Annotated in this window: 23 protein-coding genes; 17 read left to right on the top strand and 6 right to left on the bottom strand. The window is 40.0% G+C overall.

Features of this window, described 5'->3' with window-relative positions; translation table 11 throughout:
• Positions 1-9: 9 nt before the first annotated feature.
• The 8 genes from NO991_RS02520 to NO991_RS02485 all read left to right on the top strand — a co-directional run bounded on the left by NO991_RS02520 (position 10) and on the right by NO991_RS02485 (position 5776).
• Positions 10-744 carry a 1-(5-phosphoribosyl)-5-[(5-phosphoribosylamino)methylideneamino] imidazole-4-carboxamide isomerase gene (locus tag NO991_RS02520; RefSeq protein ID WP_063707479.1) on the top strand — a complete coding sequence of 245 codons (735 nt, stop codon included), beginning with the start codon at positions 10-12 and terminating at the stop codon, positions 742-744.
• The gene (gene hisF / locus NO991_RS02515) at positions 726-1505 is read left to right on the top strand and encodes an imidazole glycerol phosphate synthase subunit HisF (RefSeq protein WP_054552014.1); all 780 of its coding nucleotides are present in this window, start codon (positions 726-728) and stop codon (positions 1503-1505) included. Before NO991_RS02520 ends, hisF begins: the two co-directional genes overlap by 19 nt.
• Positions 1496-2110: a bifunctional phosphoribosyl-AMP cyclohydrolase/phosphoribosyl-ATP diphosphatase HisIE gene (gene hisIE, locus NO991_RS02510; RefSeq protein ID WP_054552013.1), complete on the top strand. Its 615-nt coding sequence runs from the start codon at positions 1496-1498 to the stop codon at positions 2108-2110. Before hisF ends, hisIE begins: the two co-directional genes overlap by 10 nt.
• Before the next feature lie 310 nt (positions 2111-2420).
• Entirely contained in the window at positions 2421-3008 is a 588-nt protein-coding gene (locus NO991_RS02505) for a hypothetical protein (RefSeq protein ID WP_138600742.1), read from the top strand.
• Positions 3009-3288: 280 nt separating this feature from the next.
• Positions 3289-4026, top strand: coding sequence for a hypothetical protein (locus NO991_RS02500; RefSeq protein WP_235373714.1), 738 nt, complete (start codon positions 3289-3291; stop codon positions 4024-4026).
• A 151-nt stretch (positions 4027-4177) separates the two neighbouring features.
• Complete coding sequence (locus NO991_RS02495) at positions 4178-4690, top strand: hypothetical protein (RefSeq protein ID WP_055021702.1); 513 nt, start codon at positions 4178-4180, stop codon at positions 4688-4690.
• Between the two features lie 41 nt (positions 4691-4731).
• A complete protein-coding gene (locus NO991_RS02490) occupies positions 4732-4917 on the top strand; it encodes a DUF1289 domain-containing protein (RefSeq protein ID WP_054552009.1) in 186 nt (61 codons plus the stop codon).
• Positions 4918-4981: 64 nt separating this feature from the next.
• Entirely contained in the window at positions 4982-5776 is a 795-nt protein-coding gene (locus tag NO991_RS02485) for a glycosyltransferase family 25 protein (RefSeq protein ID WP_235373713.1), read from the top strand.
• Positions 5777-5796: 20 nt separating this feature from the next.
• On the opposite strand, the gene NO991_RS02480 is transcribed toward NO991_RS02485, so the two are convergent.
• Positions 5797-7578 (bottom strand): M61 family metallopeptidase, encoded by a 1782-nt coding sequence (locus NO991_RS02480; protein WP_371351646.1) that lies wholly within the window; start codon positions 7576-7578, stop codon positions 5797-5799.
• A gap of 201 nt (positions 7579-7779) precedes the next feature.
• On the opposite strand from NO991_RS02480, the gene NO991_RS02475 reads away from it, so the two are divergent.
• The 9 genes from NO991_RS02475 to ilvN all read left to right on the top strand — a co-directional run bounded on the left by NO991_RS02475 (position 7780) and on the right by ilvN (position 19127).
• Positions 7780-9315, top strand: coding sequence for a GGDEF domain-containing protein (locus NO991_RS02475; protein WP_138600731.1), 1536 nt, complete (start codon positions 7780-7782; stop codon positions 9313-9315).
• Between the two features lie 71 nt (positions 9316-9386).
• On the top strand, positions 9387-10730 hold the full coding sequence (gene ppnN, locus NO991_RS02470; protein WP_138600729.1) for a nucleotide 5'-monophosphate nucleosidase PpnN: 1344 nt from the start codon (positions 9387-9389) through the stop codon (positions 10728-10730).
• Positions 10731-10741: 11 nt separating this feature from the next.
• Positions 10742-11515, top strand: coding sequence for a flap endonuclease Xni (gene xni, locus NO991_RS02465; RefSeq protein WP_300419709.1), 774 nt, complete (start codon positions 10742-10744; stop codon positions 11513-11515).
• A gap of 71 nt (positions 11516-11586) precedes the next feature.
• Positions 11587-11970, top strand: coding sequence for a DUF3192 domain-containing protein (locus NO991_RS02460; RefSeq protein WP_054552003.1), 384 nt, complete (start codon positions 11587-11589; stop codon positions 11968-11970).
• Between the two features lie 6 nt (positions 11971-11976).
• Complete coding sequence (locus tag NO991_RS02455) at positions 11977-13674, top strand: hypothetical protein (RefSeq protein ID WP_371351644.1); 1698 nt, start codon at positions 11977-11979, stop codon at positions 13672-13674.
• Positions 13675-13889: 215 nt separating this feature from the next.
• Complete coding sequence (locus NO991_RS02450; RefSeq protein ID WP_054552001.1) at positions 13890-14897, top strand: isocitrate dehydrogenase; 1008 nt, start codon at positions 13890-13892, stop codon at positions 14895-14897.
• A gap of 242 nt (positions 14898-15139) precedes the next feature.
• On the top strand, positions 15140-16114 hold the full coding sequence (locus NO991_RS02445; protein ID WP_371351642.1) for a transposase: 975 nt from the start codon (positions 15140-15142) through the stop codon (positions 16112-16114).
• 791 nt (positions 16115-16905) lie between these two features.
• Positions 16906-18630 (top strand): acetolactate synthase 3 large subunit, encoded by a 1725-nt coding sequence (locus tag NO991_RS02440; protein WP_054551999.1) that lies wholly within the window; start codon positions 16906-16908, stop codon positions 18628-18630.
• Positions 18630-19127 (top strand): acetolactate synthase small subunit, encoded by a 498-nt coding sequence (ilvN, locus tag NO991_RS02435; protein ID WP_054551998.1) that lies wholly within the window; start codon positions 18630-18632, stop codon positions 19125-19127. The genes NO991_RS02440 and ilvN overlap by 1 nt, the downstream gene beginning before the upstream one ends.
• A gap of 82 nt (positions 19128-19209) precedes the next feature.
• On the opposite strand, the gene NO991_RS02430 is transcribed toward ilvN, so the two are convergent.
• The 5 genes from NO991_RS02430 to NO991_RS02410 all read right to left on the bottom strand — a co-directional run bounded on the left by NO991_RS02430 (position 19210) and on the right by NO991_RS02410 (position 22503).
• Positions 19210-19485 (bottom strand): HU family DNA-binding protein, encoded by a 276-nt coding sequence (locus tag NO991_RS02430; RefSeq protein WP_004586404.1) that lies wholly within the window; start codon positions 19483-19485, stop codon positions 19210-19212.
• Between the two features lie 204 nt (positions 19486-19689).
• Positions 19690-20223, bottom strand: coding sequence for a DUF3833 domain-containing protein (locus NO991_RS02425; RefSeq protein ID WP_054551997.1), 534 nt, complete (start codon positions 20221-20223; stop codon positions 19690-19692).
• The gene (locus NO991_RS02420; RefSeq protein WP_054551996.1) at positions 20216-20713 is read right to left on the bottom strand and encodes a chalcone isomerase family protein; all 498 of its coding nucleotides are present in this window, start codon (positions 20711-20713) and stop codon (positions 20216-20218) included. The genes NO991_RS02425 and NO991_RS02420 overlap by 8 nt, the downstream gene beginning before the upstream one ends.
• 55 nt (positions 20714-20768) lie before the next feature.
• Entirely contained in the window at positions 20769-21263 is a 495-nt protein-coding gene (locus NO991_RS02415) for a DUF2878 family protein (protein ID WP_371351641.1), read from the bottom strand.
• On the bottom strand, positions 21241-22503 hold the full coding sequence (locus tag NO991_RS02410; protein ID WP_300579918.1) for a cyclopropane-fatty-acyl-phospholipid synthase family protein: 1263 nt from the start codon (positions 22501-22503) through the stop codon (positions 21241-21243). The genes NO991_RS02415 and NO991_RS02410 overlap by 23 nt, the downstream gene beginning before the upstream one ends.
• Positions 22504-22507: the final 4 nt, after the last annotated feature.

Raw genomic sequence — 22507 nt, 5'->3', positions numbered from 1 at the left:
GAAATAAACGTGATTATTCCAGCACTCGATGTATTACAAAACCAAATTGTGCGCTTATACCAAGGTAAGTATGATACAGCACAATTTTACCCTTACGAACTTGGCGCACGCTTACAAGAGTACGCAAACAGCGGCGCAGGCAAACTGCACCTAGTTGATTTAGAAGGCGCGCGCGATCCAAATAAAAAACAGTGGCAGCATATTCAAGCTGCAACCAAAGCGCTTAATGTGCCTTATCAAGTGGGCGGTGGTATTCGCTCAGAGCAAGATGTTGCTGACTGGCTTGAAGCCGGTGCTAATCAAGTCGTGATCGGCTCAATGGCCGTTGAAAAGCGCGAACAAGTAAAGGCGTGGATTGAAAAATTTGGCAGCTCTCACTTTGTTATCGCACTAGATGTAAATAAAACTGACAACGGCTGGGCACCCGCAACACATGGTTGGTTAAGTGAATCTGAGTTTGGTTTGTTCGAACTTGTTGATTTTTACGTGGCACTGGGTGTAGTTGATTTTCTGTGTACTGACATCAGTAAAGACGGCACCATGACCGGTCCTTCGTTTGCACTTTATGAAGATTTAACCAACCACAACAGCGAGATTAAAGTTCAAGCATCAGGCGGTGTAAGCTCACTTGATGATATTGCAAAGCTGAAAAAACTGGGCGTTGGCGGTGTTATCTTAGGTAAATCATTGCTCGATGGTGCCTTTAATGTTGAGGAGGCGTTAGCATGTTATCAAAACGCATAATCCCTTGTTTAGATGTAAAAGACGGCCAAGTTGTTAAAGGCGTTAAATTTAAAGGCCATGAAGTAGTTGGTGATATCTTAACGCTTGCTAAAGCTTACAGCGATGCCGGTGCAGATGAGCTGGTGTTTTATGAAATCAGTGCCAGCGTCGAAAAACGCCTACTTGATGTTAATTGGGTAGAGAATATTGCACGCCACATTGATATTCCATTTTGTGTGGCAGGCGGCATTAAATCTGTTGCCGATGCAGCACGTGTTTTAGAACGTGGTGCAGATAAAATCAGTATTAATAGCCCTGCAATTGCTCGCCCAGAGCTTATCAAAGAGTTACACGATGAGTTTGGTAAACAATGCGTAGTTGTGGGTATTGATAGCTTTTATGATGAAAACACTGGCGAATATTTAGTCTACCAGCTGACTGGCGACCCAAATGCATCAAGCCGTACTCGCTACAAAACCGAAGAATGGGTTAAGCGCGTGCAAGACCTAGGTGCTGGTGAAATTGTACTCAATTGCATGAACCAAGACGGCGTGCGTAAAGGCTACGACAATGTTCAGCTATCAAAAATGCGTGCACTGTGCGATATTCCACTAATTGCATCGGGCGGCGCAGGTACGATGCAAGACTTTGTTGATGTGTTTCAACAAAGCCAAGTCGATGGCGCGCTCGCTGCCAGCGTATTTCACAAGAACGTCATTGATATTGGCGAACTAAAACAATTTTTAACTGATAATAATGTAGCGGCAAGACTATGCAATTAACCAAAGACACACTTTCTCAAGTCGATTTTGCCAAAAGCGAATTGATCCCAGCTATTGTGCAAGATGCACGCTCTGGTGTCATTTTAATGCAAGGCTTTATGAATCAAGACGCATTAGCTGCAACTTTCGACAAACAAAAAGTAACCTTTTACTCGCGCTCTAAAGAGCGCTTATGGACCAAAGGCGAAACATCAGAAAACTACCTTGAAGTCGTTTCGGTGCATACCGACTGCGATTACGACTCACTATTAGTGCTGGCAAACCCACTTGGACCAACATGCCACCTAGGTACACAAAGCTGTTTTGGCGATGATGCTAAACCTAGTTTGTCGTTTTTAGCTGAGCTTGAACAAGTGATTGTCTCACGTAAAGACGATGATCCAAGTAAAAGCTACACAGCGTCTTTGTTTGCAAAAGACTTAAGCCGTAGTTGCCAAAAAGTGGGTGAGGAAGGCGTTGAAGTTGCCCTTGCAGCCATGAAACATGATAACGATGAATTAACCAATGAATCGGCAGACTTACTGTATCATTTAACTGTGTTATTGCAGCGCCAAGGCCTATCGCTGGCTGATGTGGTGAGCTGTTTACAAGGTCGCCATAAGTAAATTAAGTTCAGTTAGATGCACCTTTTTAGGTGCATCTTTTTTAGTGTTTCTTAAATCCACTCTTATCTACCCTGTGCTTTAAAACATCACGGGTAAAGTCATGTTCACTAAAGCCTTTAAGTCCTGCAAGGTCACCTCCTCACATATAGTGTGATTTTAGAATCCATTGCAACAACAGTAAAAACGTGAATTGATGTCAACTTGAAATAAATGCAATAAATTCAACAATATATATAATTTCATTATTTGATTAGTAAGTCTAATTATGGTCTAATTCAATTGAAAAGGACAAAGAAGAAGGATTCTTATCATGAATAAAATTTCATTATCAATTGCTACCCTTTTAGCGATTGCATCAACATCAGCATTTTCACAAACAATTACTTTTACTGGCTCTGCGCATTGTAGTGAAGATACTGTGAAAAAATCTTCAGCTTTAAACGAGCTAATTGCTACAAATGGCGATTTATCAGCATTAAAAGAAGTCTCTTTAGAAAATGTTGGCGCAACCGCTAACGGATACTTTATTTTCAACCCAACATTTTCAAGAACTTCACGTTACTTCAATTGTGCAATTCCATTGAACGATAACATTGGTCAATACCAACTAACAGTTCACGGTACTACTCAAGGTTTAAATAACTCTTTTGGTGGTTGCTCAATTTCACAGATTAAAAAAGTAAATGATGGCAACAGTGAAGTATGGCTTAAATATGGGACTGGACAGGGTTTTGATTGGATTAGCATATCTGATCTAAATAACTCATCTAAACAAAGTGTTAATTTCACAACAAGTTTAGATAATAATTATCAAGACAATTCTATTCTTTCATTGACATGTAGAACAACTTGGCAGCAAGGAACTGTTTCAGTTGGTCAAATAGAAATAAATTATTAAACTAAAAAATTTGTCCTTTTTAGTAGGGCTTGATGATTCAAGCTCTACTTAATCGTGTATATCAGAATGTTAGTCTTATTAAATGTTCTATTTCGTACATAGAAAATACAGGTGCATTTATTAATCCCACTTATCGCATTACTTTGTAATTATTAGCCTTAACCTTAGAATTCATAAGTTCAGCCTATTATTTTTATAAAAAATTTTTAAACCCTTTAAACCTTTTTTATCAGCACCTGCGACTAAGCTAATAACACCACACATTTGAAAGGGAAGAACCATGTTAAGTACAGTAAAAACACTCTCACTCATTGCCGCAGGCTTATTATCAGCACAAACCTTTGCTTGGGGTGATATGTCACTACAAGCAACGAAAAACCTAACGCTAGATGCAGCCTCATTAAGCGCTTTAAAAGTAGAAGCCGGCTCTGGTTTTTTACATATAACCGGTAGTGACAGTGATGAAGTAACCGTTAAAGCCGAGATTTATCAAGAAAAGCCTCATGATGAATACTGCTTAAACCTTGAAGCCAAAGGCAATAACGCAGCACTTAGTGCAGGCCAGTGCGATTACCACACCAATAAGCAAACCCGCATTGATTTAACTGTTGCGATCCCTCGTTCATTTAATGTTGATGTACACGATGGCTCTGGCGAAATTATTATTAGCAAAGTCGCTGATACTGTGATCAACGATGGTTCAGGTTCAATTACCGCAAATGACATTACAGGCACATTAGAAATCAATGATGGTTCGGGTAGCATAGAGGCACGTAATATCAGCCGTGATATTAAAATTCATGACGGCTCAGGTAATATTGATGTTGCCAACGCACAGGGCAATATTGAAATACACGATGGTTCTGGTGGCATCGACTTAAATGATATTTCTGGTGATGTTGTCGTTTCAGATGGCTCAGGCAGCATTCGCGTTGATACTGCAGCAAACTTTGAGTTACTAAGTGATGGTTCTGGCTCAGTAAAAGTGACCAACATTGCTGGTAAAACTAAAATGTAAGCCTGCGCTTTTACCATATACGCAACTAAAATGCCCTCCTTTACGAGGGCATTTTGCTTTGTAATCACCAATCTTTATTAGCATTTTTACAAGGGCTTAGGTATCCTTTAGGAAACGTTTAAGGAACTGCTATTTAAAAGGATAGCCTGATATGAAAAAGCCACTCGCCGCCTTACTAACTGGCCTTGTTTTAACAGGTTGTACAGGACTAACAACTGAACAACAAACAGCCATTGATAACTTAACCCCTTGCGAGAAAATTAACGCCCTATTAGGTGCTTACGACAACCGCTTTGAAGGCTTAAAACGTAGCCGTGTAAATACTAAATACATGGAAACATGGACAGCGAAATACAACCTTATTGCCGATAACTGTCAAATCACGGCGCTTGATAAAGACAATGTTACCTATCGCTGTGTAGGCAACTACGAGCAACAGCAACAAGCTGTCGCTGATCACACCCGTGCGGTAAATTTTACCCAAGCTTGTTTAGCGGGTAATAATTGGCATCAAACACAAAAAGAGTCAGCTGAATCGTTACGCACCACGTTTGTGCTTGACGAAAACAACCCTGTTATCTCAATTCATTCGGGTAAAACCCTATCACGCAAACAGCCTTGGTCTACTACCCTTGAAATTGGTAAGCCAATTGAAGGCAAGTAATACACTTAGGAAGGCTAATAGAGATTAGCCTTCACATCACTATGACACATTCAAAAATACCAACCAGCCAATACAAAACAGATTGCATCGGTCAATGTCATCGCCTAAATGGTTATTGCACTGGCTGTGGTCGCAGTAATGATGAGATTTTTGATTGGATCATTTTATCCGAACAAGAAAAGCAAGCGATTTTAAACACTCCTCGCCCTGACATAAAAGCGAAATAGTTCTGACACCCAAGCGTCATTAAAGCTTGTTAGCCTGATTCAAACTGACCATCAGGTAACGATAATGACCGCTATTTTTGTAATCAACTTAGCAAGTTCTACTGAACGATTGAACCGTGTAAGCCATGAGCTAAATGCACAAAATTTGGCATTTGAACGCCTTGATGCAATTGATGGTAGAGAGCTGTCTGATATAGAGATAACCAAGCACTATAGTGCTGATTTAAACCTAAACAAATACCATAAGCCCTTGAGTAAAGGTGAAATTGGCTGTTACCTGAGTCACAGAAAAGCATGGCAAACCATTGTCGATAGGCAATTAGATTACGCCATTATTTTAGAAGATGACTTTGTTCTCGACCGCTCTATTCACAGTGCAATTGAAAACATTAGTACATTAAAACAGCCTTGGCAGCTAATAAAATTGGCCGCTTATAAAGACCGAAATCGGGAAATTGACTTTACAAAACCCCTTGCTGATGAGCAACACTTAGTCATTCATAAAAAGCTTATGTCTGGCTGCTGTGCAACTGCTGTTAGTTTTGAAGGTGCAAAAGCGCTGTTAAAAGCCACAGCCACATTTGGCCGCCCCGTTGACTGCGATTTACAGCATGTGTGGGAAACCGGTGTTTATGGATACTCTTTGCTGCCCTACCCAGTGTCACAACCCGATAATTCACAAAGCGATATTCGGGATAGATCAACCAAAGTTAAAAAGTCGTTTTGGCGACGTAAAAAACAGCAACTTCATAGTGCACTACTAAACACAAAGTACACAAAGCAGTTTGTAAAAGCGCAACAAACACCGAGCAAAAAGAAAGGAGCCGCAGCTCCTCTCTTACCAATCAAAAATCATTAACGATTTATTTTGCTTGGCTGTTATTTAGCTTGATTTGGGTGGTTAACACCCATCCATGCTTTAAACAATGCCATTTGAGCTGGTGTTGCATCTTTTAATGCTTTGACCTTTTTCTCTTTATCAAAGTCTTCGCTAAGTGTTAGCGTTGTGCTTTGTAATGCATCGCGTCTAATGAAATCAACAGTCACTGTGTCGCCTGCTTTAAACGTTTCGAGGCTGGCTGTTAAATCTTTACCAACATGCTTTTTGTTAAACGCAACAATTTTGTCATCAGTCGTTAAGCCCGCTTGCCATGCAGCGCCACCACGGCGAACATGAGTTAGGGTTAATAACTCACCGCTGTTTTTTGCAAACGAATCAATACTAGGTACTGATTTTGCGCCTTCAGGGCGAATTAAACCTAAGCCTACTTTTGCAAGTAGCTCATCAAAGTCGATAGCAGCTGGCTCATCCACATTTGCTTGCCACCAAGCGCTGTAATCACGACCAGTAAGCTCTTTTAAAATCGCTTTAACATCATCTGGCGTAAAACCATCTGGTAAACGATGCTTGTTGTAAAGCGCGCGGTGAACGTCGCGGTAACTGATTTTGCCATCGCTTTTTTCTAGCAAATCAATATCGAGTGCCATTGAAATCAATGAACCTTCTAAATAGATATTGGTGCTGTAGTTGCGAGCGTGGTCGCCACCTTGGTTGATCCACTTATCAAAGCTTGTTTCGGTTGCACTTTGTACTTCGCGACCCGGTGTTTGTAAGTGACGATTAACGGTTTTCGTTAACGTACCGAAGAACTCATCAGTTGTTTCAATGCCAGCACGCACCATTAAGTGATCTTCAAAGTAGCTGGTTGAGCCCTCTGCAATCCATAATGTTTTCGCGTAGTTAATATTGGTGTAGTCATACGGCGCGATACCTTTAGGGCGGTATGCTTTTACGTTCCAAGTATGAATAAATTCGTGAGCTGCGGTGCTGATAAACGCAAGGTAATCTTTACGAGAACCAAAACGGTCACGTGGGCGCTGGATAATGGTTGAGTTTAAATGCTCTGTTGCACCGCCTGCACCTGACGTAGCATGGACCATAAATACATAACGCTCATACGGGTAGCTATCCCAAATTACATTACCGGTTGTCACTAGCTTTTTAAGGTCAGTTAGCATTTGATCTACGTCGTAGTTGCCTTCACCCCAAATAACTAACTCATATTCACGGCCATCAACGGTGAACTTGTGTAGCTCGTTGATACCCGTTTCGATTGGTGAATCAACTAAAATATCGTAATCAGAGGCTTTAAAACTGTGTTTAGAGCCCGCATTTTCCATACCCGATACTGAACGCCATGCTTTTGGTACATCTAGTTCAACTTTAACTGGATCTTGACGGAATGATTCACTGAACATGAAAAAGCCTGATGCATCAATGAAGGCATGGCTGTCATCAATATGACGAGCACGTTTACCTAGCTCGTTAGCGTACACTTGGTAATCTACATTGACTTGAGTAGGTTCGTTTAGGTGAACACGCCACGTGCTGTGGTCAATTTTTTCCCACTCTAATGCCTTACCATCATCATCTTTTGCTTCGAAAAAGCGCACGCCATTGGCAAGATTTAAAATTTCGTAGCGACCAGTACGCCAAGCAGGAAGTTTAATATCTAAATGTGCTTGTGCTGTTTGCGGAAACTCAACACTTACATTACCAAGGTGGTGTTCAGGCTGAGTAATAGACAGTGAGTAGTTTACATCTGCAAACGCACTGCTAGAACAGGCCGCCAAAATAGACATGGCCAAAAACTTTTTCATAACAACTCTTTTTATTACTATCAAAATTACGAAATAGACTAACAATTGCGATAAAGAATGTGAATTAAAAACCGATAAACAGCCATTGCAACAAGTTTGATAGACAAAATAGCTAAGTTTTTGACTTGGAACCTACATTTCGTAATATTTTGTTGTAAACTTAGCTTATAGACAGTTGATTAATAACGGCGGTATTACTCGGTGCAGCAACAGCATGATCTTCTTAATAAAAAGTTAAAACAAGCAATCGATGCCCGGACGGTTGTTGAGGATGCACGCAAACACCAAGTTGAGGTTCTTTCTCAGTTTGCTGCAAAGTTATCTCTAAGTTGTAAGGGCTTAGATATTGAGTTAGATAATCGCCTCGCTAAGTTTAGAAGTGCTCTGAAAAAAGGGGTTGATTTTAACCTTCTTTCACCTTTTATTGATGATGTTCTAGGGCTATTAAAACACCAAGAAGCAAAGCAAATTGCTTTACAACGCGAACTTAACAACAGTGTTACTGATGCAGGAAAGCAGCTACAAAAAGTAAAAGGTTTACCGGATGATGCCCGTCGTTCTTTACGCCATTTGCTTGATCATGAGTTAAATAACATCCAATCTAACCATGACTTTATCCCTTTGTTATCTAAACTGGTAATAATTTATCATCAAGCTTTACAGGCAAAGCTTTCGACAAAAAGTGAAACTGAATCACAAATTAAACCCGAGCTTGCAGCCGAACTACTTAACCTAGCAAATGATCTCGTTTTAGAGGATGAAAGCGCAGAACAAATCAAAGCAGTAAAGAATAACATTACACATAACGACTGTATTGATGATTTACTTGATTCTGCTCTAAAAATTATCACGATTATTACTCGTAATATGAGTAAAGAGCGTCAATCAGCACAGAGTTTTTTGATCTCTTTAAATCAAACAATTGAAGATTTACATCATTCAATTGTTTCAACCAGTAAACATTCTGAGTCACTTAGCGCTGAGTACGAGTCGCTAAATAAGCAAATAGAAGCAAAAATTAAAAACCTTAATACTCAGACGCAACAAGCAACGTCAATATCGTCCCTCAAAGAGCTAGTCGAAGAAGAGTTAAAATCATTAAGTGATGATTTAATTGCAAAAGAAAAATTAGAACAGAGTGAAAGAGAGCATTTATTAAATAGCTTTAACGACATTAATAAAAGAATAAGTCATTTAGAAAGCAAACTCTCAACTTACAAAAAACGGTTAAATGAACAACGCTATAAAAGCTTACTTGATGGTTTAACAAAGCTACCAAACAGAGCCGCGTTCGATGAACGTTTTAATCATGAATTTCATTTATTTAACATCCAAGAGTCTGATGTGACATTTGTGGTGCTTGATGTCGATCACTTTAAATCTATTAATGATAGGTATGGCCACAGTGCTGGCGATAAAACATTGCAAGTTATTGCTAAAGCACTACAAAAATCAATTCGTAAATCAGACTTTATTGCCCGTTACGGTGGTGAGGAATTTGTGTTATTAATGACAGGCATGTCTATTGAAAATGCAGTTAGCTCTCTTGAAAAACTGCGCAAAAATATTCAGGCAATACCGTTTAAATTTAAAGATAAGCAAGTAGAAATCACTATTTCTCTTGGTGCTACCCAACTTAAAAAAGGTGATACCCCGCTGATTGCTTTTGATCGTGCCGACGATGCTCTGTACAAAGCAAAAAATGAAGGACGAAATAAAGTTTGCATTAGCAAATAAAGCCCTTATCTCAATGGTGAGGTCTTTGACACACAATGATAAAGGCTCATAGATGAGCCAGGAGAGTGCTTATGTTAAAACAACTGAATCCTACAGGTGTACTGGATTTACTATCGCAACTAGAAGTTGATCTACTCGAACAGTCATCCACCAGCGAGCGCTATAAATTATTTAGGAACTGTGTGCTCGCGGTTCTCAATGTGGGCAGCCACACCGATTCAAGCTCTGAAATTTACAATAAATACGAAGACTTTGATATTCGCTTATTAAGCCGCGAGCGTGGTATTAAAATTGAACTTGAAAACCCACCCGAATCCGCTTTTGTTGATGGCGAAATTATCACTGGTATACATGAACATATCTTCTCGGTTATTCGCGATATTCTGTTTATTTGTCAAAAATACGAAAAAGACTTAACAGAGCAAAAAACCATTACTCATATGGTATTCGACATGCTGCGAAATGCAGGCGCACTGAGAGTGAATAGTGATCCGAGCATGATAGTTTGCTGGGGCGGCCACTCAATTAACGAAGTTGAATACAAATATACAAAACAGGTTGGCTACGAACTCGGCCTTCGTGGCTTAAACATTTGTACTGGTTGTGGCCCAGGTGCAATGAAAGGCCCAATGAAAGGTGCCACCATCGGCCATGCTAAACAGCGTATTACAGATAATCGTTACTTAGGTTTAACCGAGCCAAGTATTATTGCCGCTGAGCCACCTAACCCGATTGTAAATGAATTGGTGATTTTACCCGATATCGAAAAGCGCTTAGAGGCATTTATTCGTACCGCACATGGCATTATCATTTTCCCAGGTGGTGCAGGCACTGCAGAAGAGTTGTTATACCTTTTAGGTATTTTGTTGCATCCTGATAACGAAAAACAATGTTTACCAGTGATCCTTACAGGGCCTAAAGAAAGTGAAAACTACTTTATTGAGCTGTGTAAATTCGTTGAGAAAACACTCGGTAAAGCGGCGCTTGAGAAATTTGAAGTAATTATTGATGACCCTGAACGTGTGGGTAAAACACTCAAAGCGAAAATGGCTGATGTGCGTGAATACAGAAAGAGTCAAGGTGACGCTTACTACTTTAACTGGACGCTAAAAATCGACCATGATTTCCAACAGCCGTTTGCACCAACTCATGCTAATATGTCGGGCTTAGATTTACATTTAGATCAACCAACTCAGCAACTCGCAGCTAACTTACGCCGAGCATTCTCAGGCATTGTTGCAGGTAATGTTAAAGACGAAGGTCTACAAGCCATCAAACAACATGGCCGCTTCGTACTCAGTGGTGAGCCTTCGTTAATGGCTGATATGGATAAGCTGCTGGCAGCATTTGTTGATCAAGGTCGTATGAAGTTGCCTGGCAGTAAGTACATCCCTTGCTATGAGATCAAAGCTTAACAGGAGACTATGTGACAACCCAATTACTTTTAATAGATGCGCTAAATCTTATTAGGCGCATCTATGCTGTTGATAGTAATCAGAGTCATCACAGTGAAGAACATATGATAAAAGCAAGCTGTGCCCGAGTGGCACATGCTTGCAAAAAATTACGACAGCAATGTAATGCAACTCATGCCATTGCCGTGTTTGATGGCGAAAGAAGCTGGCGCTATCACTACTTTGAGGCATACAAAAGTACTCGCTCACCGATGCCTGACACCCTAAAACAAAACTTATCGCGCTTTAAACAAGCAATTGAAGACACAGGCATTGTGGTGTTTTCACCTGAAAATGATGAAGCCGACGATATCATTGCCACCCTTGCTCACAAAGCAGCTACAAATAATGTAGCTTCGACTATCGTGTCTACCGATAAAGGGTTTTTGCCGTTTTTATCTGAACAAATAGCTATCTATGACTACTTTAAAAAGCAATACATTGAAGTTGAAGATATTAAACAGCGCTTTAATGTACCCAGGCATCGACTTGCTGATTTTTGGGCTTTGGCAGGCGATAAAACCAATGATATTCCTGGTGTTAAAGGGATCGGTAATAAGTCGGCACAGCAATTAATTAATGATTATGAGTCGATAGAAGCGGCCATAAACGACGATGAGCTAAACCCTACTCTTAAACGCAAGCTAAGCTCAGAAATGGAGATGTTTGTGATATCAAAAAACCTCGTCATGCTGCGTACTGATATTAACTTAGGCTTTAGTTTAAAGCAGTTAAGGCTCAATTAGTCGCAATCTCGTAGCACAGTTGGCCAACTGAGCGTATACTGAAAATTCGCGTTAATTTTATAGAGTTACACATGTTTAAAAAGGTTTTCCAATATCTGGTACTTGGGTTAGGTGTTTATGCACTGATAGCAACCCTCGTGATCACTTTTTATAAAGATGATCCGCAAGCCATGATCTGGCAAGACCGTGAAGCCTTCAATAAGCGATATATTGCAAAGCTGTCTGTTGATAAACCTGAAAATCTAAATGCGGTGCTTGATTATTTAGGCAGCCCCGATCTAACCTATGCAAAACGCACCGAAGACAATGTTTGGCAAATAATTTTTTACCGCACTCAGCACGTTAAATCCGATGGAATAACGACAATAGACGAGTGCACGGGCCTACTTTTTAAGAATGGTCAGTTGGTGTTATGGGGGCCAAGTGCCTATGAAAGCTATCAACAAGAAACCTAAACGCTTATGATGGAAAATGTAACCCCTCGGGAGCTAGCGCGCTTATTTGATAGTACGCACCAATTACTTAAACTTTACCATCAAAAGCAAAAATGGTCTCAAATCTTCCCTTTATTAAGTAACCTTGCTGAGCGGTACTACCTATTATACCAAGCCTACCCAAAAGGGATGCAAGCGCAATTAAGCTTGTATGTAGCGAACCACGGCTACACCACAAATTTAGTCGTAAACCAATGTGTTGTAGCCTGTATTTTATGCCGTAGTCTTAATTACAACCAAGCTATTAGTGAGCAAATTATTAGTTGCTGCTTAGCTAATTACCTGTGCGTGCAATCGCAAAGTAATAAATTGGCAGCAAGTAAAGCTCTCACCCCGCAAGATAAAAAACTTTGGCAATGCCGTCATCAATTAGCAGCAAAACTACTAAAAGAGTCAGGCTCGCATACGCTACCTATTCAGCACTTATTAGCGCGTTTAAATAAATATAAACAAGCACTACTAAGTGCACCAAAAATTATGATTTACGATGGTGCAACAACCTTAGTTGCTTTGGCTAATATTATTGCGATGAATACGACTTATCGCGAGTCAGGTGGGCATATAAGCGTGTACAAAGCCTTAGCTGATATATATTTGCGTACACCGAACGAATTTGCACAAAATGCCATAAAAGCTCTGATTGCGCATATTGGCCCTTACATTCCGGCCAGTGAAGTAAAATATGCCGAACAAGTACTTATCTATTTAGCGACAGATGGACATGGTCGTCATATTTTAGTCGATGTGAGTCGTCCTGAAAAAATTCGTTGGCATCGCATCAAGGCAAACTTAACGACTTGTGCTAAGCAAAGGCCTTGTAAAGATACTCGCTTGCTCTACACAGTTTGGTTTAGTGAGAACATAAGTTTTGCTGAGCCACAACCAATAAATGAGCAACGTAGGCAACAATATTTAACGTTAATTAGTGCATTAAAAGTATCAAAAGAATATAGCTATCAAGGTTTAAATAAGCTTTTAAGCCCCTACCCTGAATTAATAACACAGCTCACTGTTGCCGCTAAACCCTATAATAAAGAGCAGCAAAGAGCTAAAGACTTGCGCCATTGTTTATCTATGGTCGGATACGATAACGCCCCTGCGATTATTCAAAAAGTATTATTTCAACGCTTAGTCGCAACCACCTCTCACCCACTTTTTCAGCATATCTCTAAGCGGCTTGAGAACATGGTACGTATTATCCAAGCGTTATTTAAACACATCGATTCAATTCAATTTGAGCAGGTTGCTTTGCCATTGTATGCCTATGTTCTTTATCTTTGTGAACATCAAGCAACCAGTATTTCCCGTAAAACGGTATTTGAGCAAGCTGAAAAACAAGTGATTAGCCCTCCTCTTGGCTGTTTGTTTGGGGTTAGTCAATTAAACCAAGAACCACTAACGGTGTATTTAAATCGACTGATTGGCGATAACAGTTGGACGCAACATTTACTTGGTAGTGAGCAACATGATAAACAAACACTTGATATCAATGAAAAGCATTGGGTCGCGATTAAGCTATTTACTTATTATGTTTTTCAGCCAAAAGCACTTTTTAGTAGTTGGCAGGAACAAATTATTTTCGATAGTTTATCGGCCGCTGGATGGCAATCAAAAGCAGATTTTTATGCATATCTCAAAAACTGTGAATTTGCAGACAATTTTTAGATTGTGTTGTTAAAAAGTGCGAAAACGTTAAATAAATATGAACTTTAGTCTATTTATAGTCAGTATTCACAGGATAAACTGGCAAAAAGCTGAATAAATTGCTATAAAAGCCGCTTAAATTTTCAAACACATCCACGTAAACCCTCTAACAAGTAAATCGCATGCTATTTCGCGATAAGTTTACGTGTTTATCTACTCATAAATAGGAAAAGTAAATGGCTAAACAAACCATCACAGTGATCAAAGGCGACGGCATTGGTCCTAGCATTATTGATTCAGCACTTGAGATCCTTAAAGCTGCAGGTTGCGATTTTGATTATGAATTCGTTGATGCTGGCCTTGCTGCCCTAGAAAAAACTGGTGAGTTACTTCCGCAAGAAACAATCGACACAATCGCGCGTAACAAGATCACTTTAAAAGGTCCATTAACAACACCAGTTGGTGAAGGTTTCACTTCGATCAACGTAACTTTACGTAAAAAGTTTGGCCTTTACGCTAACGTTCGTCCTGTTAAGTCATTTGCAGGTACAAAAGCTCGTTACGATGACATCGACATCATCACTATTCGTGAAAACACGCAAGGGATGTACTCAGGTCTTGGCCAAGTTGTTTCTGAAGATGGTAACGAAGCTGAAGCAATGTCAAAAATCACCCGTGAAGGTGCAGAAAAAATCGTTACTTTTGCATACGAACTAGCGGTACGTGAAGGCCGTAAAAAAGTAACTGCTGTACACAAAGCGAATATCCTTAAATCTACATCTGGTTTATTCTTAAAAGTGGCACGTGAAGTAGCTGAGCGTTACCCACAAATCGAATCAACCGAAATGATTGTTGATGCAACTTGTATGAAACTAGTTATGACTCCTGATGAGTTTGATGTAATCGTTACTACAAACTTATTCGGTGACATCCTATCTGACCTATGTGCTGGTCTTGTTGGTGGTTTAGGTATGGCTCCTGGCGCAAACATCAGTGAAGATGCTGCTATCTTCGAAGCTGTACATGGTAGTGCACCAGACATTGCAGGCAAAAACCTTGCAAACCCAACTTCAGTGATCTTAGCATCTATCCAAATGCTGGAGCACTTAGGTATGGGCGACACTGCAGAGCGAATCCGTAGCGCAGTTGCTGATGTTATCAAGTCAGGCGACCGTACAACTCGCGACCTAGGCGGCAGCCACGGTACTACAGACTTCACTCAAGCTGTAATTGAGCGTCTATAATAGAACACTTGTTTAAGGCTAATAAATTTAGCCCTTAACCACCTAGCAAAAGCCAGTCTACGACTGGCTTTTTTATTACCCCACTTAACCAGACACCCACTTTATCTAACAAGATTTAAAAACATAAAACTAGACACCCACATTTATTCTTTCAAAATACTAACCAGACATCCAATTTAATATTTCTCACTTCTCAAAATTATGACTAAACTTACACTGTTCAACTCATGGAGGAGAAGAGCATGGCAACCCCACGTAGAAACTTAATTAGCGTTTCAAACACGCCTTATTATCACTGCATTTCACGCTGCGTTCGTCGCGCTTATTTATGCGGGCAAGACCCACTAACTGGTCGCTCATTTGAACACAGACGCGATTGGGTTGAAAAGAAACTACTTCAACTTGGTCGTATATTTTGTATTGACGTTTGTGCTTACGCAGTTATGAGTAACCATACTCATCTAGTACTTCATATTGATATAGCAAAAGCAAAGCGTTTGAATAATAAAGCGATTCTGATTAGATGGCACAAGTTATTTAAAAGTACATTCCTTTGCCAACAATTCTTAAATGGCGAATTGCTAACAAAAGCAGAGCTTTCTGCGGTTAATACCAGAGTAAATTTATATCGAGAGAGGCTCAGTAGCATCAGTTGGTTTATGCGCGTTCTTAATGAGAGTATTGCACGACAAGCAAATCAAGAAGATGAGTGCAAAGGTCGCTTTTGGGAAGGTCGCTTTAAATCACAAGCTTTACTTGATGAAGCAGCTCTTGCAGCTTGCCTTGCTTATGTAGATTTAAACCCTGTAAGAGCGAAAGCGGCTGATTTACCTGAGCAATCTGACTACACCAGTATTAAATCTAGAATTAATGCAGCTCAAAACAATAAGCAACCAAAATCACTTATGCGTTTTGCAGGTAAACCACGTAAACATATGCCTAACGGACTACCTTTTGAGCTCAAAACATACCTACAACTGGTCGATTGGACTGGCCGCTCAATACGAGAAGATAAACCAGGGAAAATCCCAGAAGATGCATTACCAATTCTTGAACGATTAAATATTTGTATTGATAACTGGCTTACACTCACCACTTCCTTTACCCGCTCATTTAAAAATACTGCAGGTAAAGAACAAGCTATCACAGCTTATACAAATCATATGAAACGAAAACGAAGAAGCTCTATAGCTAATAGCTTAGCCTTATTTACTTAGTTACGCATTCTACACTAGAAATCAACCTTGCAAACCCAATCCTTTTAATTCTAGGAGCATAACGACTTTTGCAACTAGCGCTGACCAGTGTGTAAAATTAAAGATTAACTCAGCACATAAGGCTGAAATTTAATAAATGACAATGAAAAATCACTATTCTTTCTGGCAATTCAACTTGTTCTCAATAATTCACATCTTACTTAAGCTACATCTTTTTAAAAATAAGCTGGGTGTCTCATTAAACAGATTAAAAATAAGTTGGGTGTCTATTTAAAAATATCCAAACCTTATGGTAGTGAGGTGTTAAAGTGGGTGTCTAATTATAAAAAAGAAACCATTCTGATAGTAGCTAAGTTATGCAAGGCAGTAACGTAAATGTATTATCTATTGGTTTGATTAGCCATTTTCCACACGAACAATTCAATGCATAGTTACACCCCAAAACAATGACAGCTAGGCATCTAGATGCAACAAAAATATCAAAAAACTCAAATAAAGAAAAACTAATGCAAAAAGCCACATTTGCGGTTGACATCAGTTTCCAAAACACTTAAAAATACTACTAACATTTTTTAAACAGCAGCCATCTAGTCGGCTGTGCATTTTTTAGAAGAAAATTAAAAAATAATGAATATTCGCCGTCACCTTTTAGTCGTCAACGTTCTCGTACTGGTCTTAGTTACAAGCCCAGCGGGAGGCTATTAAAAGGTGAAAGCACGCTTTTTAAAAAACCCCCGCCATATGCGGGGGTTTTTTTATGCATTTATGCTTGCACACACAGAGGAATGAGGATGAGTACAACTGAATACAATGGATCCGAACTAGTTGTTCGGGCACTTAAAGAATTGAATGTTAAGTATATTTTTGGCTACCCTGGTGGGTCTGTTCTTGATTTATATGACGCGTTATTTCAACAAGAAGATATTGAACATATCTTAGTACGTCACGAACAAGCCGCTACTCATATGGCTGATGGTTATGCCCGTGCTACCGGTGAAGTCGGTGTGGTGCTAGCAACTTCTGGCCCTGGCGCTACAAACTGTGTAACAGGTATCGCGACAGCGTACATGGATTCTATCCCAATGGTGGTGTTATCTGGCCAAGTTCCTACTGGTTTAATTGGTGATGATGCATTCCAAGAAACTGATATTGTTGGTTGTTCTCGCCCTATCGTAAAGCACAGCTATAACTGTCGAAGCGCAAAAGATATTCCAACAATCTTAGCTAAAGCATTCTACTTAGCCAGCACAGGCCGCCCTGGTCCGGTTGTGGTTGAATTACCTAAAGATATGCTTAACCCTGAGTTAAAGTTCCCATTCGAATTTCCAAAAACAACTGAGCTTCGAACTTATAACCCGAACACTAAAGGCCACTCAAAACAAATTCGTAAAGCAGTGAACGCAATTTTAGAAGCTAAAAAACTGGTTATTTACTCAGGTGGCGGCATTATTCTATCAAATACCTCTGAGCAACTAACTCACTTGGTTGAATCATTAAACGCGCCAATCACTAACACCTTAATGGGTCTAGGTGGTATCAGCGGTACTCATCCTAACTTTATTGGTATGTTAGGTATGCATGGTAGCCTTGAGGCAAATAAAGCCATGGCAAATGCTGATGTTATTTTAGCTTTAGGCGCTCGATTCGATGATCGGGTAACAAATAACGTTAAAAAGTTCTGCCCTAATGCCACTATCGTTCATGTTGATGTTGACCCAACCTCAATTTCTAAAACAATTAAAGCGCACATCCCGGTTGTTGGCTGCTTGAAAACAGTGCTTGAGCAGTTACAAACGGCGATTGATAAGAGCCCTATTTCAATTGATCGTTCTGCACAAGAAGACTGGTGGCGTCAAATCATTAGCTGGCGTGAACAAAAATGCCTGAGCTACAGCACGGATGGCGATAAAATCAAACCACAAGCGGTTATCGAGGCAATTTACAAAGCAACCAATGGTGATGCTTACATTAGCTCTGATGTAGGTCAGCATCAAATGTTTGCAGCTCAGTATTATCCGTTTAAACACCCTCGCCAATGGATTAACTCTGGTGGCTTAGGCACCATGGGCTTTGGTTTACCTGCAGCAATGGGCGTTAAGCTTGCCTTCCCTGATAAAGAGTCTATCTGTGTGACGGGTGATGGTTCAATACAGATGAACATTCAAGAGCTATCAACTTGCTTACAATACAATTTAGCTGTGAAAGTAGTGTCGTTAAATAACCGCTCACTGGGCATGGTACGTCAGTGGCAAGATATGATGTATTCAGGTCGTCACTCATCTTCTTACATGGAATCACTTCCCGATTTCGTGAAATTAGTAGAAAGCTATGGCCACGTAGGTATTCGCGTTGATCATATTGATGAGCTTCAGCCTGCTATTGAAAAAGCCATGTCTATTAACGACAGACTGGTATTTTTAGACATCTGTGTAGATGAAAAAGAACATGTTTACCCTATGCAAATCAAGCTAGGGGCAGTCGATGATATGTGGTTACGTAAAGGAGTAAAAGCATAATGCGCCGTATTTTATCAATCTTATTAGAAAACGAACCTGGCTCGTTATCGCGCATTGTAGGCTTATTTTCACAGCGCGCTTACAACATCGATAGCCTGACTGTTGGCACGACTGACGATCATTCTCTTTCGCGTATTACCATTACAACCATGGGTGATGATCGCATCGTTGAGCAAATCACTAAACAAGTGAACAAGCTTGTAGATGTTCTTAAAATTATTGACTTAACCGAAATGGCGCACATCGAGCGTGAGCTATTATTAGTGAAAGTTTTTGCCCAAGATGAAACCACTCGAGCAGCAGTAACGCGTGTTGCTGATGTATTCCAAGGTGCTATTTTAGATATGGGGCGCCACAGCTACACACTGCAGCTTGTCGCGAGCACAGAAAAAATTGAATCCTTCCTTGATACTTTGCGTCATGAATCAGACATTATTGAAGTTGTACGTTCAGGTGCGGTTGGTATTGGTCGTGGTGATAAAGCGTTAAAGGCATAAGCCTTTTTCGCTAGCGCGACAAAACTCCAGATACAAAAAAAGGGCTATAAGCCCTTTTTTCAATAATTAGTAAGTTACCCTATTAAGGATTAACTTGGTCTTTAAGACCTTTACCCGCTTTAAAGCTTGGGATAGTTGCTGCTGCGATTTGGATTTCTGCACCAGTTTGTGGGTTACGGCCAGTACGCGCTGCGCGCTCTTTTACTGAGAAAGTACCGAAACCAACTAATGCTACTGAGTTACCTTCTTTAAGAGAGCTAGTAACTGCGCCAGTGAATGCATCTAGTGCACGAGTTGCTGCCGCTTTTGAGATTTCTGCATCAGTAGCAATTTTTTCAACTAATTGAGCTTTATTCATTGTTAGATTCCTATTCGTTATTATTTTGCCTTCGCAAAACCTATCTTTATGCATTTTTGAGAAGTTAGCAACAGCAAATTGCTATTTTTACGTAATTTATTCAAAAATGACTACTATTTAACTATCAATCACAAGGTTAGTGACATCAGTATTAATAAAGACTTAATTTAACTTCCATCACAAAATTTTATGATAGCCAAACCATCATTCAATTTTCTCGATAACCAAGGTAACTTCCCCGACCTCAAAGCCAAACTTATCAATAGCGGTACGGTTTATCAAGCGTGATTGTGTTACCAAGTACATCCAATCATCGAAATTTACCACTAAAGTACTACCATCATATGGAAGCTCGACAGAATATGTCCAATGGAACACGCTTCCATTGCTCTCACCCTTTGCTTCGCCAATCACATCTGATGCTGTCCCTGTGATACTGCCATCATCATTAATGGTGATGTACCAAACACGGGTTTGCGTTTCGCCATCATCATAAACAAATTGCTCGTCAATCACTCCCTGATTGCCGTTCCAAGATGCTTGCATGTCAACTACCAGCTTACGAGTTAACTCGCCCTTGTGGTCTTGCACAACGCCGTAGGCTTTGAGCTCACCACTAAAAAACTGCTTAAAGTCAAACTTAGGCTCTGTTCCGTGATAATAATCAACATCAGGCGCAGAGCAGCTGGTAATTAACAGTACCATAGCAAAAATAAAGAGTGCTTTGAGCTTAATCATGTTTCCCTCCAATAAGCTGTTTACGAAGTGATGGTTCAGACGTGTCGGCGCTTAACCAAATTGCTAAGAAGTTGTCAGCGAATCTATTATCATCGATCTGACCTAGCTTTTTATCATTAAAGTAGAAAGTACCAATTCCTTGCTCGTTGGTTTGAAACGACAACGAATCGTTTTTTTTGATATCAGGCCAAAGGGCTAATAATTGTTTATCGTAAGCACCAACCATGTCATTGAGCTTTAAATGTTGCCATTGCTCGTTGGTTGCTTTGACGATGTCTTTCGCATCGAAATCCCGCAAATAAGTCAGTGTAAGTTTGCTGGGGTGTTGGCCAAACTGATACGAACCCGATGGGGTCTCTAATTTAGCGTTATAAACATCCCAAAACAGATACTCCATTTTCGCTTGGCCCACCGTTTTAAAGCCATTTGCATATACGCCCGCAGAGAACAATAACGCAGCAAATAAACTTAAATTAAGTGACTGTTTCATCGAATAATCCTTAAAGTTGTGTTGTAAAACACTACGAAAAACCACCTAAAACTGATCATTTAGCCGCTAAAAATCGCTTATTAATAGCGATAATAGCCATAAACATACTTGCCCAACCCAAACCATAAACGAGCCAAAACTGCCAAAGAACGAGCTCAGTATTAAGCACTTCAAAGCGCATTCCAGCATAGTAACTAGCAGGAGCAAATAGCGCGCAAACACCCCAAGCAATATACCAAGGCAGCTTTTGTAGAAAGTGCATCGAAGTATTAATGGTTAAAAGTAGTGCAGCCCAAAGTACAGCAAGCCATAGAGGAAAAGGGCTTACTTTAAAGGCAAGTAAATTTAAGCTGCTGGCAAGCCATTCATAGCCCAGTGCGAGAGGCAAACCACATAAGAGTAGCCAACTATCTTGCTGGCGTTGCTTTGATAGATAAATCATCAAAGCGACAAAAGCTAAAGCGGGTATCAGAGAGTTGTGCTCAAGGAGTAAGGCCATAAACCATACCCCTTGAAACAAAGCAAAATTAATAATCGAGCGCGATATCATCGCCAGAATGGCCAAAACGAGGTTTACGGGCAACTAAATGAACGGTACTGATAGCACGGGTTCTAAACGCACCTTCACAGTAAGCTAAATAAAATAACCATAAGCGATAGAATCGCTGGTCAAATTTCACTTTATCTATTTCAGTCCAGCTAGCCACAAAACGCTCACGCCAATCAGCCAAAGTTCTTGCATAGTGAACACCAATATCTTTTACACTGTGCACAACCATGTCTGTTTGCTGCTTTATTTGCTTGTTCATTTCGTCTAAACAAGGTAAACAGCCACCTGGGAAGATGTACTGCTGAATAAAATCGGAATTTTTAAGGTAATGACTGTAACGCTGATCAGCTATGGTGATTGCTTGAATAAGCATTGCACCACTGTCTTTTAATAAAGACTGACATTTTGCAAAAAAGCCTGGCAAATACTCATGCCCAACAGCTTCAATCATTTCAATTGATACAAGCTTATCGTACTTGCCCTCTAAGAGGCGGTAATCCTGCTTTAATAACGTTATTTTATGCTCAAGGTTAAGCTCTTTAACCTTTTGTTCAACATAGGCATGTTGCTCATCAGAAATGGTGGTCGTTGTTACATGGCAATCAAAATGTGTTGCTGCATAAATCGCAAATGCGCCCCACCCTGTGCCAATCTCAATCACCGAATCACCAGGTTGTAAATCAACCTGCTCACAAATCAATGCTAGTTTGTGCGCTTGGGCCTGTTCAAGGCTAGCTTGTTTTGACGGGTAAACAGCACATGAATACAACATTTCGTCACTTAAAAATGCACTGTATAAATCGTTGCCTAAATCATAGTGCGCCGCAATGTTCTTTTTTGAACCGCTTGCTGAGTTTTTATTTTTAATGTGATTAACTCGGTGCGCAATGCCACTTAAAAAGGCAAATTTTTTTTCGAATGCATCTAGCTGATCTTGGTTTAAAGCGAATATTTCAATAAGTTTAGTGAGGTTGTCACAATCCCAATAGCCGAGAATATAAGCCTCTCCGGCACCCACACTACCAGATAACGCAAATGACTTATACATAGCAGCATCATTTACCGTGACCGTTGCGTGTAAATCACTTGTAATGTCACCGAATTGCTCTGTTTGGTTACCCTCTTTAAGAGTAATGCAACCGATGTTGATACTGTTGAATGCACCTATTACCAGTTTTTTATAAAGCTTTGTCATCCAGCTGGTCGTTTGGGCTTGTGTTAAATTTGATACTTTTTCCATCACA

This window comes from Pseudoalteromonas sp. DY56-GL22 (assembly GCF_041414715.1).
GTDB classification, from domain to species: Bacteria; Pseudomonadota; Gammaproteobacteria; order Enterobacterales; family Alteromonadaceae; genus Pseudoalteromonas; species Pseudoalteromonas simplex.
Note: the sequence above shows the minus strand (reverse complement) of the source record. Positions and strands in the feature narration are given on the sequence as shown.

Excerpts from the sequence above, each read along its gene's own strand:
- ilvN (WP_054551998.1), top strand. The coding sequence starts at position 18,630 with ATGCGCCGTATTTTATCAATCTTATTAGAAAACGAACCTGGCTCGTTA.
- NO991_RS02495 (WP_055021702.1), top strand. The coding sequence starts at position 4,178 with ATGAAAAAGCCACTCGCCGCCTTACTAACTGGCCTTGTTTTAACAGGT.
- hisIE (WP_054552013.1), top strand. The coding sequence starts at position 1,496 with ATGCAATTAACCAAAGACACACTTTCTCAAGTCGATTTTGCCAAAAGC.
- NO991_RS02410 (WP_300579918.1), bottom strand. The coding sequence starts at position 22,503 with ATGGAAAAAGTATCAAATTTAACACAAGCCCAAACGACCAGCTGGATG.
- NO991_RS02445 (WP_371351642.1), top strand. The coding sequence starts at position 15,140 with ATGGCAACCCCACGTAGAAACTTAATTAGCGTTTCAAACACGCCTTAT.
- NO991_RS02500 (WP_235373714.1), top strand. The coding sequence starts at position 3,289 with ATGTTAAGTACAGTAAAAACACTCTCACTCATTGCCGCAGGCTTATTA.
- ppnN (WP_138600729.1), top strand. The coding sequence starts at position 9,387 with ATGTTAAAACAACTGAATCCTACAGGTGTACTGGATTTACTATCGCAA.
- NO991_RS02440 (WP_054551999.1), top strand. The coding sequence starts at position 16,906 with ATGAGTACAACTGAATACAATGGATCCGAACTAGTTGTTCGGGCACTT.
- NO991_RS02460 (WP_054552003.1), top strand. The coding sequence starts at position 11,587 with ATGTTTAAAAAGGTTTTCCAATATCTGGTACTTGGGTTAGGTGTTTAT.
- NO991_RS02480 (WP_371351646.1), bottom strand. The coding sequence starts at position 7,578 with ATGAAAAAGTTTTTGGCCATGTCTATTTTGGCGGCCTGTTCTAGCAGT.
- NO991_RS02430 (WP_004586404.1), bottom strand. The coding sequence starts at position 19,485 with ATGAATAAAGCTCAATTAGTTGAAAAAATTGCTACTGATGCAGAAATC.
- NO991_RS02415 (WP_371351641.1), bottom strand. The coding sequence starts at position 21,263 with ATGATATCGCGCTCGATTATTAATTTTGCTTTGTTTCAAGGGGTATGG.
- hisF (WP_054552014.1), top strand. The coding sequence starts at position 726 with ATGTTATCAAAACGCATAATCCCTTGTTTAGATGTAAAAGACGGCCAA.
- NO991_RS02490 (WP_054552009.1), top strand. The coding sequence starts at position 4,732 with ATGACACATTCAAAAATACCAACCAGCCAATACAAAACAGATTGCATC.
- NO991_RS02485 (WP_235373713.1), top strand. The coding sequence starts at position 4,982 with ATGACCGCTATTTTTGTAATCAACTTAGCAAGTTCTACTGAACGATTG.
- NO991_RS02420 (WP_054551996.1), bottom strand. The coding sequence starts at position 20,713 with ATGAAACAGTCACTTAATTTAAGTTTATTTGCTGCGTTATTGTTCTCT.
- NO991_RS02425 (WP_054551997.1), bottom strand. The coding sequence starts at position 20,223 with ATGATTAAGCTCAAAGCACTCTTTATTTTTGCTATGGTACTGTTAATT.
- NO991_RS02505 (WP_138600742.1), top strand. The coding sequence starts at position 2,421 with ATGAATAAAATTTCATTATCAATTGCTACCCTTTTAGCGATTGCATCA.
- NO991_RS02450 (WP_054552001.1), top strand. The coding sequence starts at position 13,890 with ATGGCTAAACAAACCATCACAGTGATCAAAGGCGACGGCATTGGTCCT.
- NO991_RS02455 (WP_371351644.1), top strand. The coding sequence starts at position 11,977 with ATGATGGAAAATGTAACCCCTCGGGAGCTAGCGCGCTTATTTGATAGT.